Genomic DNA, 14291 nt, shown 5'->3' with positions numbered 1-14291 from the left:
ATCGCCGGGCTGCCCGCCGCCGTCGTACTTTTCCTTCATGACGCCGGCGCCGTGCCGGGCGCCGAAGCATCAATGGAGGCTGTAATGGGACAGGCACGCGACGTCATGGACCGGCTGATGGCGGCCATGGACGCAAAGGACAAGGAAACGCTGGAGAACTGCTACGCCGTCGACGCCGTAATCCGGACTCCGGACCAGGCCGGGATCAGCGGCAGGGAGGCAATCGCGGACTATTTCTTCCACTTCTGGGAAGCCATGCCGGACGTCACGTACGAACGGCTGGCCACGCATGAGGCTGGTGCCGTGGCCGTCGTGGAAGGCTTTGTTGTTGGCACGAACACCGGGCAGCTGAGGCTCCCTGCCGGCGGTACGCTGCCGCCCGCCGGCAGGCAGGTCAGGGTGCGAAGCTGCGACGTTGCCAGAGTGGAGGCAGGCGTGATCACGGAACACCACGCGTACTTCGACCAGATGGAACTCCTGGGCCAGCTCGGGCTGCTGCCCGAGCCGGCCCAGGGGTAAGGGGGCTACCGGCTAAACGCCGGCGGCCGCGGAAACGTCCGAGGCCGGCTCCGCCGCCCCGGCGAGCCGGATCCAGGTGTCCACCACGGTGTCCGGGTTCAGCGAAACGGAGTTGACGCCTTCCTGCACCAGCCACTCGGCGAAGTCCGCGTGGTCGCTGGGGCCCTGGCCGCAGATGCCGACGTACTTTTCGCGGGCCCGGCAGGCCTTGATGGCCATGCTGAGCAGCTTCTTCACGGCAGCGTCCCGCTCGTCGAAGCTGTTGGCCACGATGGCCGAGTCGCGGTCCAGGCCCAGGGTCAGCTGGGTCATGTCGTTGGAGCCGATGGAGAAGCCGTCGAAGTACTCCAGGAACTCGTCGGCCAGCAGCGCGTTGGACGGCAGCTCGCACATCATGATGACCTCAAGGCCGTTTTCGCCGCGGCGCAGGCCGTTCTCGGCGAGCAGCTCGATGACGCCCTGCGCCTCGTCAAGCGTGCGCACGAACGGGATCATCAGCTTGACGTGGGTCAGGCCCATCTCGTTGCGGACGAAGGACAGCGCCTCGCACTCGAGATCGAAGCAGTCCCGGAAGGACGGTTCCAGGTAGCGGGACGCTCCGCGGAAGCCGATCATCGGGTTCTCTTCGTGCGGCTCGTAGGCCGGACCGCCGATCAGGTTGGCGTACTCGTTGGACTTGAAGTCGGACATGCGCACGATCACCGGTTCCGGCGCGAACGCCGCGGCGATGGTGGCCACGCCCTCGGCCAGCCGCTTGATGTAGTAGTCGCGGGGGCTGTCGTAGGCGCTGATCCGCTCCCGGATCTGGGCGGCCACGTCCTCCGGCTGGCTGTCAAGGTTCAGCAGGGCCTTGGGGTGGATGCCGATCTGCCGGTTGATGATGAACTCCAGCCGGGCCAGGCCCACGCCGTGGTTGGGCAGCTGCGCGAACGTGAACGCCTGTTCCGGCGTGCCCACGTTCATCATGACCTTTACCGGGGCCTCGGGCATCTGGGTGATGCCGGTTTCCTCGACGCTGAAGTCCAGCAGGCCCTCGTAGATGGCGCCGGTCTCGCCGTCGGCGCAGGACACGGTGACTTCCTGGCCGTCGGACAGGGCGTCAGTTGCGTTGCCGGTGCCGACGACGGCGGGGATCCCCAGTTCGCGGGCGATGATCGCGGCGTGGCAGGTGCGTCCGCCGCGGTTGGTGACGATCGCGGAGGCTCGCTTCATGATCGGTTCCCAGTCGGGATCGGTCATGTCGGCCACCAGGACGTCGCCGGTCTGGAAGGAAGCCATCTGGTCGATGGCGGTGAGGATCCGGACCTTGCCTGCGCCGATGCGCTGGCCGATGGCGCGGCCTTCGACCAGGACGGGGCCGGTGCCGTTCAGGCGGAACCGGCTCATGCTGCCGGGGGCGCGGCGGGACTGCACGGTTTCCGGGCGCGCCTGCAGGATGTACAGGCCGCCGTCGGTCCCGTCCTTGCCCCACTCAATGTCCATGGGGCGGCCGTAGTGCTTCTCAATGGCGACGGCGTGCCGCGCAAGCTGCTCCACGTCGTCGTCCGTCAGGCTGAAGCGCGAGCGCAGGGACTCCTCCACCGGCACGAAATCGATGGTGCGGCCGATCTCGCTGCTGTCGGTGTAGGTCATCTGCAGGGCCTTCTCGCCCAGGCCGCGCTTGAGGATTGCGGGACGGCCGGCGGCCAGGGCGGGCTTGTACACGTAGAACTCATCCGGGTTCACGGCACCCTGCACCACGGCTTCGCCCAGCCCGTAGGAGGAGGTGACGAACACGGCGTCCTGGAAGCCGGACTCGGTGTCCATGGTGAACATGACGCCGGAAGCGCCGACGTCGGAGCGCACCATGCGCTGGATGCCGGCGGAGAGTGCCACCTCGGCGTGCTCGAACTTGTGGTGCACGCGGTAGGCGATGGCACGGTCGTTGTAGAGCGAGGCGAAGACGTCCTTGATGGCCTGCAGGATGTTCTCGATCCCGCGGACGTTCAGGAAGGTTTCCTGCTGCCCGGCGAACGAGGCGTCGGGAAGGTCCTCGGCCGTGGCGCTGGACCGGACAGCCCAGGACAGGTCGGCGGAGCCGGCGTGCTTGTCCACCAGCTGCTGGTACGCCTCGCGGACCTGCGCCTCGAAGTCCGGCAGGAAAGGCGTGTCGCGCACCAGGGAGCGGATTTCCTGGCCGGCCGCGGCCAGGGCCGTCACGTCATCGGTGTCCAGCCCCACCAACCGGTCGGCAATCTTCTGGTCCAGGCCTGAATCGGACAGGAACCTGCGGTATGCGTCCGCCGTGGTGGCGAACCCGTCCGGAACCTGGACGCCGGCAGAAGTCAGGTTCTGCACCATCTCGCCCAGGGAGGCGTTCTTGCCGCCCACCTTGTCCAGGTCCTTGAGTCCAAGTTCAGAGAACCACAGAACGTCTGTCGTCATGATTGCTGCTCCTTTGCAGTGGGGTGGCGTAGGCGTGGCCGCCCGGACACGGTAGTGCCGGCCGGAAGAAAAGATCCTGTCCACAGTTTCAGGTCTGCCGCACAGTTTCCACATGATGTGCGCCACACCACGTTTGTGAATTTTTTTGCTAGTGCTTGAGGTTCATCCGCTGCAGGATGGTGGCTGCCATTTCCTCCACGGACACGGTGGCCGAGTTAAGGTATGGAATCCGGTGCGAAACGTACAGTTGCTCGGCACTGCGCAGCTCAAAACCGCACTGCCGCAGCGACGCATACGCCGAGCTGGGCCGCCGCTCGGTGCGGATCTGGCTGAGCCTTAACGGGTTGGAGGAGAGGCCGAAACACTTCGACACGAAAGGCCGCAGCGGCTTGGGCAGCCCGTCACGCTGGAAGTCTTCATCCACCAGCGGAAAGTTTGCGGCGAAGATCCCGTGCTGCAGGGCCAGGTACATGGTGGTGGGCGTCTTGCCGCACCGGGACGGGGCCACCAGGATCACCTGGGCCTTCTCCAGCGCACGCAGGCTCTGGCCGTCGTCGTGCTCCATCGCGTACTCCACCGCGGCCATCCGGGACTGGTAGCGGGCGGCGTTCCCCAACCCGTGCGCCCTGCCCGGTTCGCCGCTGGCCGGTGCCCCGAGCGCCTGTTCCAGGACCCCCACATGCGTTCCGATCAGGTCCACGATGACGCCCTTGCAGCCGGCCAGGATCTGCCTGATTTCGCTGCTGACGGCGGTGGAAAAGACCAGCGGCTGGGGCCCGGTAGCAGCCAGGCCGTCGATGGTCCGCACTACGGACCGGGCCTGTTCCGCCGTGGTGATGAAGGGGATGGTCACGCGGTCAAAATTGTCCACCGGGAACTGCGTCAGCAGCGTATTCCCCAAGGTTTCCGCGGTGATGCCGGTACTGTCCGACAGGAAGTAGACAGGCCGTAGAGCAGCAGTGGTCATGGCACGACTTTAGCGCCCGACGGCGGGTGGCAGCGTATCGGCCGACGCTAGACTGGCGGGGTAAGGACGGATTGGGGGATCCAGGGCGGCGCTGCCGCCGTTCCGCTGGTCGGTCGCAGCCAGCGGATTTCAAGGACCACCATGACCTTCTTCAAGGACTTCCCCACCCCTCCCCTGCCGCTGCGGTCGCGGTCGGCACGGTTCGTGCCGCCCCCGTGGGCGGGCGCCCCCTTGTATGAACTGCCCGCCGTTGTCCACCTGGGCGAGTTCGTGAGCCGGACCCCTGAAATGGTGGTGGCGGTCAAGAGCGCCGACGTCTTTTCCACCGGCTGCGCATTCAGTTTGTCCTGGCTTTTCCGCCGCGCAGATCAGTCCGACGAGGACTGGGCCGACCTGCAGCACCTGTTCTTCCAGCCGGGCATGGGGATCCGCCGCGGCAGCGGGAAGCAGACCGGCCTGATGTTCGGCGTCGAATTTCCGGACGGCGCCAAAGCCAGTTCCGGAGCAATGGGTCCCCATGTCTTCATGGAACGTGATCATCAGCCCGAGCCTCCCGTCCTGGTTCTCAACAACGGCGGAGGCAGCGGCGGCGACGACGAGTTCTCCGGCACCGGCACGCTCTGGCTCTGGCCGCTCCCGCCTGCCGGGGAACTCCGGCTGGTGTGCCAGTGGACGGATTTCGGCCTGGAGGAAACGTCATTGATGCTCGACGGCGGGGCGTTGCGTCGGGCAGCGGCGTCCGTTCAGCAGTACTGGCCGGTTTAGACGGCGGACACGATGCTTCCGTACCCCTGCAGGAACATCCGCCGGCCCTGGCCTTCGTCGGTCCACACCCAGATAACGGAGTAGTCGGACGTCACGGCGTCCACCACCCCGGTGCCGGAGACGGTTCCCTCGGCGAAGCGCACTCTGTCCCCCGCGGCGATCCGGGGATGCCTGGTCCGCTTCCTCCGAGGCTTGGGCGTGGTGGCTTGCCCTGCTGCGGCTTGGTCTGACGGGCAGGTCGTGATGTGCTGGGGCATCGGCTTTCCTCGGGCTCGCGGGCGGTGGCCAGCTCATTACAACCCTGCCCGCTGCTCCCAGGTCACGCTCCACGCGTGGTGGGCCAAGACTACCGCGGGGGTGCGGCCGGTGGCACCACGGGAGCCTGCGGCACGAAGTGTGACTGTCCGCAGGAGCCTACACTCAAGGCATGAAGCGGGGGTGGGGAATCCTGAACATCGCGGTGCTGCTGGTGGCGGCGGTGCCAGCAGCGGGATGCAGCACAGTCTGCCCGGCCGTGGGATACGCCAGCATCATTACCGTCACGCTTGCCGGGGAGAATTCCGCCGTGGACGAGGTCCAACTGTGCAGCGACCTGGGGTGTTCAGAAAGGCAGCCGGACTACGGACCGCCGGCGCCCATAAAAACCGTGGTGCCGGGTGCCGCGGCTCCCGCGGAAACTCTTCCCGGTTCCGCCCATACCCCTGCCCCGTTCCTCGGCACCAGGACGGCTCCTGACACGTGGGCTTTCACGGTCTCGTCGGCGCCGCTCCCGCAGCACGTGACACTGCGGGCCCTCAGTACCGACCGCGCCGTGCTTGCAGAGCAGGAGACTGACCTGGTGTGGACCAGGGTGGGCGGTTCCGAACAGTGCGGCGGACCTGTGACAACTCCCCCGATCATCCTGCGCGTTCCGTGATGCGAACGGCTGCCGCCCAGCCAGCTCAGTCCAGCGCCGCCACGGAGCCCAGCGCATCCCAGGCGAAGCTGGCCAGCCAGTGCGTGGACATGAAGTCGCCGCTCTCCAGCCCGCGAAGCCCGGCCTTCAACAGCGGATCCAAGGCCTCGTTGAGCACAGCCGCCGCGGCGGACGCCCCGGACGTGGAGGATTCGCGGAGGGTGGCGATGATCCTGGCCACCTGTCCGGCGCGGGTCAGGTTCAGCCCGTGGAGGTGCACCAGGTAGCCGTCGGTCTCGTCCGTCACGCTGACAGGCTGCAGGATCCGCGACTCCGAGGAAAGGCCGGGGAGGAACGCCGCGAACCAGGCGGCGAACTCATCGGCGGACAGGACGCGGCGCATCAGGTCCGCCTCGCTCAGGCCGGCGGAGAGGAAGTCCTGGCCGCTGAGCTCCCAGTCGCCCGGCCAGCCGCGGTCATTCGCGAACCAGGTGCGGGCCGCTTCCTCGCACGCCGCGGCAGCATCCGCCCGGCCGAGCGACCGGAAGGCATCCAGCATGTAGCCCACGCCGAACGCGGCGTTCGTGTGCAGCCCGTGCCGCACCGGGTACTGGGCCTTGGCCATCCACGCCACACTGAGTTCCGCCACGGCATCCACCAGCGGCTCCAGGGCAGTGCCCCATTCACGGAGCTGCGAGTCAGAGGACGCAGAGCACGTGGCGGCCAGCCGCATCAGCCAGGCCCAGCCGTAGGGCCGCTCCCAGGACGGGTTGGCTACCAGGTAGTCCCGCTCCACTGTCAGCTTGGCCGGCGTCAGGTTAGCGCCCAGCGCTGCCCGGAGCGACGCTTCGGTGGAGCTGTCCACCCAGGCCGCCGTGCCGACGTCGGACGCTCCTTCCGGAGCAGCCCCGGCAGAAGGCGACCGGGGGGTGCCGCCCAGCAGGCTGGCTCCCAGCCAGTGCATGTGCACGCAGGAGTGCCAGTCGAAGGAGGTGTAGAACGCGGGGTGGATTTGCTCCGGCGTGGGCCGGTCCTCGGCGGAAACCTGGGTGTGGTGCGCCGAGTGCGGGAAGGGCTCGGCGAGGTTACCCAGCACCACGGCCGCGTAATCCGGTGCCGCCTGTGCGCGAAGATCGTTGTCCATGGTGCTCCTTTGCGAAGGGGTTTAGTGGAAGGCCAGGAAGTACATCAGCGCGATGTTGACGGCCAGCAGCGGGATGGCCGTGCCCACCTGCGCCGTGATGACGCCGTACTTGTTCTTCATTTCCAGCAGCGCGGACGGCACCAGGTTGAAGTTGGCGGCCATGGGGGTGCAGAGCGTGCCGCAGAAACCTGCCAGCATGCCGATGGCGAAGACGATGGCGGGGTCGCCGTGGAACGTCTGCACCAGCACCGGCCAGCCGATCGCCGCGGTCATGATCGGGAAGGCGGCGAAGCCGTTGCCCATCAGCACGGTGAAGAGGAACATGCCGATGCAGTAGACCAGCACGCCGGCGATCAGCGAGCCCTTGGGCAGCAGACCGGAGGCCAGGTTGCCCACGGCGGTGCCCACGCCTGCCTTGGTGAAGAGGATGCCCAGCGTGGTGAGCATCTGCGGCAGCAGCGCGGCCCAGCCGATGGACTCGAGGATGCGGCGGCTTTCGAAAATGGGCGTCGCCGGGTTCTTCGGCTTGAGGATGAGGAGTGCGACGACGACGGCGGCCACGGCGCCGATGGCCAGGGCTACCAGCGTGGTGTTCTTGGGGTCCAGCAGCGGGGTGCCGCCGATGTTCAGCACGGGCGCTGCAAGGACCAGGATGACGGTGACCAGCGGCAGCGTCAGTGCCGGGATGAAGAGCTTGTTGCCGAAGCGCTTCGCGAAGGCCTCGCGCTCGGGGCCGGTGGAGGTGCGGTGCTTTCCGTGCCCCAGCAGGCCGGTGGACGCCAAGACCACCAGGACCAGGACCGCGACGCCCAGGATCCACCCGGGTGCGGTGCCGGCCTGGACCCAGGTGCTGTAGAAGAAGCACAGGCCCAGCAGGCCCCAGAAAGCGGAGCTGCCCCAGCGGCGGGGATGGTTGGTATCGGCAGCAATCAGTGATGCCCAGGCAACGAACAGCAGGCCGATCAGCCAGTAGACGGCTTCAACGTTGATCATTTGGCTTCTCCTGCGGTTTCCTTCTGGGCGGTGAGCTCGTACTCGCGGTATTCCTTGTCCAGCTGCTTGTCCAGGCGCAGGAGCCGGAAGCCGTGGATGAGGAAGGCGGCGATGGCGGTGGGGATGGCCCAGAGGGCCAGCTGGAGCGGTTCCAGGTGCAGGTGGTAGGTGGTGTCCACGAAGGTGGTGATCAGCAGGATGGAGCCGACGGCCACGAACACGTCTTCACCGAAGAACACGCCAACATTGTCGGCACCGGCGGAGTGGCCCTTGATCTTCTCGCTGATCTTTTCCGGCACGTGCCCGTAGCGGCGCAGCGCGGCACCCTCGGCCATGGGGAACACCAGCGGGCGGACAGTCTGCGCATGGCCGCCGATGCTGTTCAAGCCCACGGCGGCGGTGATCTGGCGGACGGCAAGGTAGCCGATCAGGACGCGGCCGGCCGTCAGTTTGGCCAGGCGGCCGATGAGGACCTTGGCCTGCTCCTGCAGCCCGAAGTACTCGATGATGCCCACCACCGGCAGCACCGCCACGAAGATGGTGACCGAACGGCTGCTGGCGAAGCCGGTGCCGAACGAGTCGAGGATCTGTGCGGGGTTCATCCCGCCCAGCAGCGCGGTGACGATGCCGGCGACGGTGACGACGATCAGGGGGTTCAGGCGGATGGCGAAGCCAACGATCACCAGCAGCACCCCGATGAGTACAAGCATGATTATCCCTTCCCAGGGGACCCGTGACGGGTCTGCGAAAAGTGGGGGCCGGCGCGTCCGTGCCCCGGTTGAATGGTTGGGCGGCGCCGAGGGGCGGGAGCCCCGGTTACGTCAGAGCTGCAGGATGTAGTGAGCTGCAGAACAACGGTGTGATCCACAGCATACCGTTTTGTTCAACAATCCTGCAACCCCTCCCCGGGAAGGGCCTCGGTCAGCGTTCGACGGCGGCGAGCAGCTGTGCTTCGGCGCGGTCCAGGTAGGCGGAGAGGAAGTCCGCTGCCGCGGCCCGGTTCCCGGCTTCCATGAGGTCCACTATTTTTGCGTTGTCCTCCACGTACGGCTCATGGAAGGCAGGGTTGGCGGCCATGGAGTGGAACACCAGGCGCATCTCGGCCAGGACCTGGTCCATGAGGCGGTTGAGCCGCTCACTGCCGGCGCGGTCAACGAGGGCACGGTGGAAGTCCTGGTTGGCGCCCGCCATCCCGGGAATGTCCCCCTCCACGGCGGCGGCCCTCGCTGCCTTGATGATGGCCGCCAGGGGCTCCATCGAGGTCTCTCCGGACCACAGCACCGCCGCGGGTTCCAGGAAGCGGCGGACGCGGTAGATCTCGCGGATGTCATCGGCCGTGGGGTGGGCGACGAACACACCCCGGTTGGGGATCCGGGTAACGATGTGCTCGGCGTGAAGCGCCGTGAACGCCTCCCGGAGGGTGTTGCGGGACACGCCAAGGGCCTCGCGGAGGGCTTCCTCCGCGAGCTTGGAGCCGGGCTTGAGCTTGCCGGCCTCGATGCGGCTGCGCAGCTGCGCGGCCACCCAGAGTCCCGTTTCGGCGTGCTTTGTGGTCCTGGCCTGGGCCTGGAGATCAGCCAGCACCTCGTCAAACGTCATGGCACCACGATATCGGCCCGGGTCTGTGCCGGCGCGCCGGCGTCCCGCTCACCCGATGCTGGTGAGCACCTGGCCGGGCGCGACGGGGTCCCCTGCCGCTGCGAACTGCTCACCCAAGGTGCCGGCGCGGTGGGCGGCGACGGCGGTCTCCATCTTCATGGCTTCGAGCACCAGGACCGTCTCACCCTCCTCGACGCTGGACCCGGGCTGGGCCAGCCACTTGACCACGGTACCGGCCATGGTGGCCAGCAGGTCGCCGTCGTTCTTTTCCGCCTCTTCCCCTGCCGTCTGCTGCGGACCGTCCGCACCGTCCCGGCCAGCTGCACCCCGGCGGCCGCCGCCGTCGAGCAGTGAATCCAGCAGGGCCTTGGGCAGCCCCAGCTCCATCCGCTTGCCGTCCACCTCGATGCCGATAGTCCGGCGGGGCTCCTCCGGGGCGGCGGGGCTGAAGGCCGGGTCCGCCTCCAAGGCTGTGGCGAACTCGCTCTCGATCCAGGTGGTGTAGATGTCCAGTCCGTCGGCCCGGGTGAAGGCGGGGGCCTCCACCACGGCCCGGTGGAACGGCAGCACGGTGGCCAGGCCGCCGATGCGGAGCTCGCGCAGAGCGCGGCGGGCGCGGCGAAGGGCCTGCTGCCGGTCCGCGCCGGTGACCACCAGCTTGGCGAGCAGGGAGTCGAACTGCCCCGGCACCACGGAACCGGCGCGGACACCGGTATCCACGCGGATCCCGGGCCCGGTGGGAACATCGAACTGCGTGACGGCGCCCGGGGACGGCAGGAAGCCGCGGCCCGGGTCCTCGGCGTTGATCCGGAACTCAAACGCATGGCCGCGCGGTTCCGGGTCCTCCAGGATGGGCAGCTCCTCCCCCGCCGCGATGGCCAGCTGGGCGGCCACCAGGTCCACGCCCGAGGTCTCCTCCGTGATGGGGTGCTCCACCTGCAGCCGGGTGTTCACCTCCAGGAAGCTCAGGAAGCCGCTGCCGTCCAGCAGGTACTCCACCGTACCGGCGCCAACGTAGCCGGCCTCGCGGCAGATGGCCTTGGCCGAGGCATGGATAGCTGCCCGCTGGTCGGGGGTGAGGAAAGGCGCGGGAGCCTCCTCCACGAGTTTCTGGTGGCGGCGCTGCAGCGAGCAGTCGCGGGTGCCCACCACCACCACGTTGCCGTGCGTGTCGGCGATGACCTGGGCCTCGACGTGGCGGGGCCGGTCAAGGAATTTCTCCACATAGCACTCGCTGCGGCCGAAGGCGGCCAGGGATTCGCGCACCGCCGAGTCGAAGCTCTCCTCGATATCGGCCTGGTTCCGGACCACCTTCAGGCCGCGGCCGCCGCCGCCAAAGGCGGCTTTGATGGCGACGGGGAGTCCCACCTGCTCGGCGAATGCCCGGACCTCGGCGGCGCTGGCCACCGGGCCGTCGCTGCCCGGGGCCAGCGGAGCGCCGGCGCGGACGGCCACCTCGCGGGCGCTGACCTTGTCGCCCAGGAGCCGGATGGTTTCCGGGGAGGGGCCGATCCAGGTCAGCCCGGCATCGATGACTGCCTGGGCGAAGCCTGCGTTTTCGGACAGGAAGCCGTAGCCGGGGTGGACGGCGTCGGCGCCGCTTTTCACCGCGATGGCAAGGATTTTCTCGATGTCCAGGTAGGTGTCCTGGGGCCTGGAGCCGGGCAGCGCGTACGCCTCCGTGGCGGCTTGGACGTGCAGTGCGTCCGAGTCCGGATCCGCGTAGACGGCCACGCTCTCCAGGCCTGCATCGTCGCAGGCCCGGGCGATCCGGACGGCAATCTCGCCTCGGTTGGCAATGAGGACTTTACGCATGGGGGCTTTCCTTAGGTGTTTCGGGCAGTTCTGCCGGGAGCGTGGCGGCGGCGAACCGCACGGTGGTGCCCGGGGGAAGTTGGGCGGCTTTGTCCAGGTCTGCGTGGACGACGACGGCAACCACCGGATATCCGCCGGTCACCGGATGGTCGGAGAGGAACAGGACGGGCTGGCCTTCAGGAGGTACCTGCACGGCGCCGCGGACGGTTCCCTCGCTGGCCAGTTCGCCGTCCCGGTTTCGGGTGAGCGCGTGGCCGTTCAGCCTGAGTCCGATCCGGTTCGACTGGGGTGTGACGGTCCACTCCTGATTGAGGAAGTCCTGCAGGGTTTCCTCGCTGAACCAGTCCTGCCGGGGTCCGGGGACCACGCGCAGCACGGTGGCTTCGTTCCGGTCCGGGAGGGGCGAGACCTCGGGGTGCCCCACGATGCTCCCGGGTTTGGGATTCCGCACGGGCAGGATGGTGCCGGCTTGGAGTGGTTCGGGGCCGATGCCGGACATGGTGTCCGTGGAACGGCTGCCCAGGGATTCGGGTCCGCCGAGTCCGCCGCGGACACCCACATAGGATCTCAGGCCCGCGGTGGGAGTGCCCACGGTCAGCCGCTCCCCCGCCAGGAGGGCGAAGGGGGCGTCGCACGCAGGGTGGCGTACCGCCGTCGTCCGCTGTTCTGCTTCGATGGCGGCCTGCTCATCCCCAGCCCGCTGCCCTTCCGGGGGCGTGATCTCGAGCGGAACGGCTGCTCCGGTGACGGCCAGGACCTGGTCGCTGAGGGCAACAAGTTCGAGGCCGCCGAAGAGGAGTTCAATGCCGGCGTCGCCTTCGCCGTTGCCTACCAGTCGGTTGGCGCGGCGGAGTGCTCCGCGGTCCATGGCGCCGGCGCTGCTGACGCCGAGCGATGCGTAGCCCGGGCGGCCCAGGTCCTGGATGGTGGACTGCAGTCCGGGCTTGCGGACGGCGAGCCCTTCGGTGGCCGGCTCTTCGTTTGGAGTCTCGCCGGCACTGGACTGCTGGTGGCCGGTCACCGTGGCCTGGGCACGGACGGCATTGAACCGGACGGTGTCACCGGGACGGATCAGCGCGGGGCTTTGCCGGTCCAGGTCCCACATGGTCGCACCGGTCCGGCCGATCAGCTGCCAGCCGCCCGGCGACTGCCGGGGGTAGACGGCCGAGTAGGCGCCGCCCAGGGCAACAGCTCCGGCGGGGACAGCCGTTCGCGGCGAGCGGCGGCGGGGGACCTCCAGGCTGGAATCCTGGCCGGTGAGGTAGGCGAAGCCCGGAGCGAAGCCGGCGAAGGCAGCAGTCCACAGCTGGCCTGTGTGGGCTGCCACCACTCCGGCGCGGTCCAGCCCGGTGAGGGCTGCCACCTCATCCAGGTCCTCGCCGTCGTACACCACGTCAATAGTGACCAGCGTGCTCTCGGTTTCGGCGGGGGCATCCAGGTCCAGGCTGCGGACGTACGCGGCCAGTGCCTGCGCTGCCTGGGGCGAGTCCGCCGTGATGAGCACTGTTCCGGCGGCGGCGATGACGTCGACCTGGCCCGGCTGCGGATGGGCGGTGAGCTGCGCCTGGAGGCTGAGGACAGCGTCCAGGGACGGCAGCTCCACCAGGATGGCCCTGTCACCGGCGGGGCGGATCCCGGTCAGGACCGCATGTGATGCTGTACGGGCTTCATGCTGTTGCGCGGTCATGGCTAGGCGAAGCTCTGGATCCGGATGCCGGCGTCCACCAGTGCGGCGCGGACGGCAGCGGCCATGGCCACGGACCCGGGGGTGTCACCGTGCAGGCAAATGCTCTCTGCCTTGACAGGGACAAGGGAGCCGTCAATGGCACGGACCACCCCGTCAGTGGCCAGGCGCAGGACATGCTCGACGACGTCCGCCACCTCGTGCAGCACGGCGCCGGGTTCACGGCGGGACACCAGGGTGCCGTCGGGGTTGTAGGCGCGGTCAGCGAATGCCTCGGCCACGGTCCGCAGTCCGCCAGCTTCGGCCTGGCGCTGGATCTCCGAGTTCGGGAGCACCATGAGGGGCAGCGTGGGGTCCACGGCAAGGATCGCTGCGACCACTGCACCGGCCTGCTTGGGGTGGTTCACGATGGTGTTGTAGAGGGCGCCGTGGGGCTTGACGTAGCGGACGGCAGTTCCGGCAGCGAGGGCCACTGCCTGGACGGCGCCGATCTGGTAGACGACGTCAGCGGTCAACTCTTCCGGGGTCATGTCCACGAAGCGGCGGCCAAATCCGGCCAGGTCCCGGTACCCGGGGTGTGCACCCACAGTGACGCCGGCCTTCACTGCGGCCTGGCAGGTGGCCATGATGCCCACGGGATCGCCGGCGTGGAAGCCGCAGGCTACGTTGGCACTGGATACACTCTCGAAAATGGCGGCGTCATCGCCGAAGGACCAGTTCCCAAAGGACTCGCCGACGTCGCTGTTCAGGTCGATGGTGGGCATTGTGATCTCCGTCTCGGATTGGTGTCCTTCAAGAATGCCCTAAAAATCAGGATTGTTCAACAATCCATCATCCTCGTTACGAACCTCTCCGCGACGCGGCATCATGTCCTGCCCCTTCTCCCCCTACCCGCTATCACATCCTGCCCCTTCTCCCCGAACTGCATCACATGCTGTCCGGTACGGGGCGGGAAGTGATGGCGGGTCCGAGGAATCCGGGCAGGATGTGATGGCGCGTTGGGGCACTGGCCTGAGGGTTTCCCTGGGACGGGGTTCCGCTCGCTGCGGAGTGTGGTGTTTTGTTTGTTAAATGTGGGAGGCCCCAACCGTGTGGTTGGGGCCTCGACCTCAATGATTGTTCCGGCGGTGACCTACTCTCCCACACCCTCCCGGGTGCAGTACCATCGGCGCTGTGGGTCTTAGCTTCCGGGTTCGGAATGGGACCGGGCGTTTCCCCCACGCTATGACCGCCGTAACCCTTTCACCCGCACCCCGCAGGGTTGGGAAAACTGTGGTTACAACTCGCTGCCCCTGGGGACAGCTTTGTGGTGTTGTATTCAATTGTGTTGGTTCCGTGTGCCAATCAACCCGTGTTGGGGGTTGTTGGTTGGGAACCACATAGTGGACGCAAGCAGAATTTTGTATGTTTCTGTGTGGTGTAAGTTGTTGGCCTATTAGTACCGGTCAGCTTCACGAGTCGTTAGTCCTCGCTTCCACATCCGGCC

At 67.6% G+C, this 14291-nt stretch carries 13 protein-coding genes and 1 rRNA gene; 3 read left to right on the top strand and 11 right to left on the bottom strand.

Annotation, left to right across the window (positions count from 1 at the left end; genetic code table 11):
- Positions 1 to 84: 84 nt before the first annotated feature.
- The gene (locus ACTHQS_RS00070) at positions 85 to 519 is read left to right on the top strand and encodes an ester cyclase (protein ID WP_440164956.1); all 435 of its coding nucleotides are present in this window, start codon (positions 85 to 87) and stop codon (positions 517 to 519) included.
- 12 nt (positions 520 to 531) lie between these two features.
- Here ACTHQS_RS00070 and ppsA read toward each other — a convergent pair whose 3' ends face one another.
- Both ppsA and ACTHQS_RS00060 read right to left on the bottom strand, forming a co-directional pair.
- Positions 532 to 2943 carry a phosphoenolpyruvate synthase gene (gene ppsA / locus ACTHQS_RS00065; RefSeq protein WP_440164954.1) on the bottom strand — a complete coding sequence of 804 codons (2412 nt, stop codon included), beginning with the start codon at positions 2941 to 2943 and terminating at the stop codon, positions 532 to 534.
- A 148-nt stretch (positions 2944 to 3091) separates the two neighbouring features.
- Positions 3092 to 3910 (bottom strand): pyruvate, water dikinase regulatory protein, encoded by an 819-nt coding sequence (locus ACTHQS_RS00060; protein ID WP_440164953.1) that lies wholly within the window; start codon positions 3908 to 3910, stop codon positions 3092 to 3094.
- A gap of 141 nt (positions 3911 to 4051) precedes the next feature.
- Between ACTHQS_RS00060 and ACTHQS_RS00055 the strand changes: the two genes are divergently transcribed.
- Positions 4052 to 4675, top strand: a complete 624-nt coding sequence (locus ACTHQS_RS00055) for a hypothetical protein (protein ID WP_440164951.1) — start codon at positions 4052 to 4054, stop codon at positions 4673 to 4675.
- Here the strand turns inward: ACTHQS_RS00055 and ACTHQS_RS00050 are convergent.
- Complete coding sequence (locus ACTHQS_RS00050) at positions 4672 to 4932, bottom strand: hypothetical protein (RefSeq protein WP_440164950.1); 261 nt, start codon at positions 4930 to 4932, stop codon at positions 4672 to 4674. The genes ACTHQS_RS00055 and ACTHQS_RS00050 overlap by 4 nt on opposite strands.
- Before the next feature lie 170 nt (positions 4933 to 5102).
- Here ACTHQS_RS00050 and ACTHQS_RS00045 point away from each other — a divergent pair, with 170 nt between their 5' ends.
- Entirely contained in the window at positions 5103 to 5591 is a 489-nt protein-coding gene (locus ACTHQS_RS00045) for a hypothetical protein (protein ID WP_440164948.1), read from the top strand.
- 25 nt (positions 5592 to 5616) lie between these two features.
- Here the strand turns inward: ACTHQS_RS00045 and ACTHQS_RS00040 are convergent, their stop codons facing one another.
- The 8 genes from ACTHQS_RS00040 to rrf all read right to left on the bottom strand — a co-directional run bounded on the left by ACTHQS_RS00040 (position 5617) and on the right by rrf (position 14041).
- Entirely contained in the window at positions 5617 to 6714 is a 1098-nt protein-coding gene (locus ACTHQS_RS00040; RefSeq protein ID WP_440164946.1) for a DUF2891 family protein, read from the bottom strand.
- Positions 6715 to 6735: 21 nt separating this feature from the next.
- Complete coding sequence (locus tag ACTHQS_RS00035; RefSeq protein WP_440164943.1) at positions 6736 to 7707, bottom strand: DUF979 domain-containing protein; 972 nt, start codon at positions 7705 to 7707, stop codon at positions 6736 to 6738.
- Positions 7704 to 8417 carry a DUF969 domain-containing protein gene (locus ACTHQS_RS00030; protein ID WP_159632746.1) on the bottom strand — a complete coding sequence of 238 codons (714 nt, stop codon included), beginning with the start codon at positions 8415 to 8417 and terminating at the stop codon, positions 7704 to 7706. The genes ACTHQS_RS00035 and ACTHQS_RS00030 overlap by 4 nt, the downstream gene beginning before the upstream one ends.
- Positions 8418 to 8628: 211 nt before the next feature.
- On the bottom strand, positions 8629 to 9306 hold the full coding sequence (locus tag ACTHQS_RS00025) for a GntR family transcriptional regulator (RefSeq protein ID WP_440164941.1): 678 nt from the start codon (positions 9304 to 9306) through the stop codon (positions 8629 to 8631).
- 48 nt (positions 9307 to 9354) lie between these two features.
- Positions 9355 to 11121: an acetyl/propionyl/methylcrotonyl-CoA carboxylase subunit alpha gene (locus ACTHQS_RS00020; protein WP_440164939.1), complete on the bottom strand. Its 1767-nt coding sequence runs from the start codon at positions 11119 to 11121 to the stop codon at positions 9355 to 9357.
- The gene (locus ACTHQS_RS00015) at positions 11114 to 12808 is read right to left on the bottom strand and encodes a 5-oxoprolinase/urea amidolyase family protein (protein ID WP_440164937.1); all 1695 of its coding nucleotides are present in this window, start codon (positions 12806 to 12808) and stop codon (positions 11114 to 11116) included. Before ACTHQS_RS00015 ends, ACTHQS_RS00020 begins: the two co-directional genes overlap by 8 nt.
- Positions 12809 to 12810: 2 nt before the next feature.
- Complete coding sequence (locus ACTHQS_RS00010) at positions 12811 to 13569, bottom strand: LamB/YcsF family protein (protein WP_440164935.1); 759 nt, start codon at positions 13567 to 13569, stop codon at positions 12811 to 12813.
- Between the two features lie 355 nt (positions 13570 to 13924).
- Positions 13925 to 14041, bottom strand: a 5S ribosomal RNA gene (gene rrf, locus ACTHQS_RS00005).
- Positions 14042 to 14291: the final 250 nt, after the last annotated feature.

The sequence above is a fragment of the Arthrobacter sp. SAFR-044 genome (genome assembly GCF_051965175.1).
In the GTDB taxonomy this organism is placed as follows: domain Bacteria; phylum Actinomycetota; class Actinomycetes; order Actinomycetales; family Micrococcaceae; genus Arthrobacter.
Note: the sequence above shows the minus strand (reverse complement) of the source record. Positions and strands in the feature narration are given on the sequence as shown.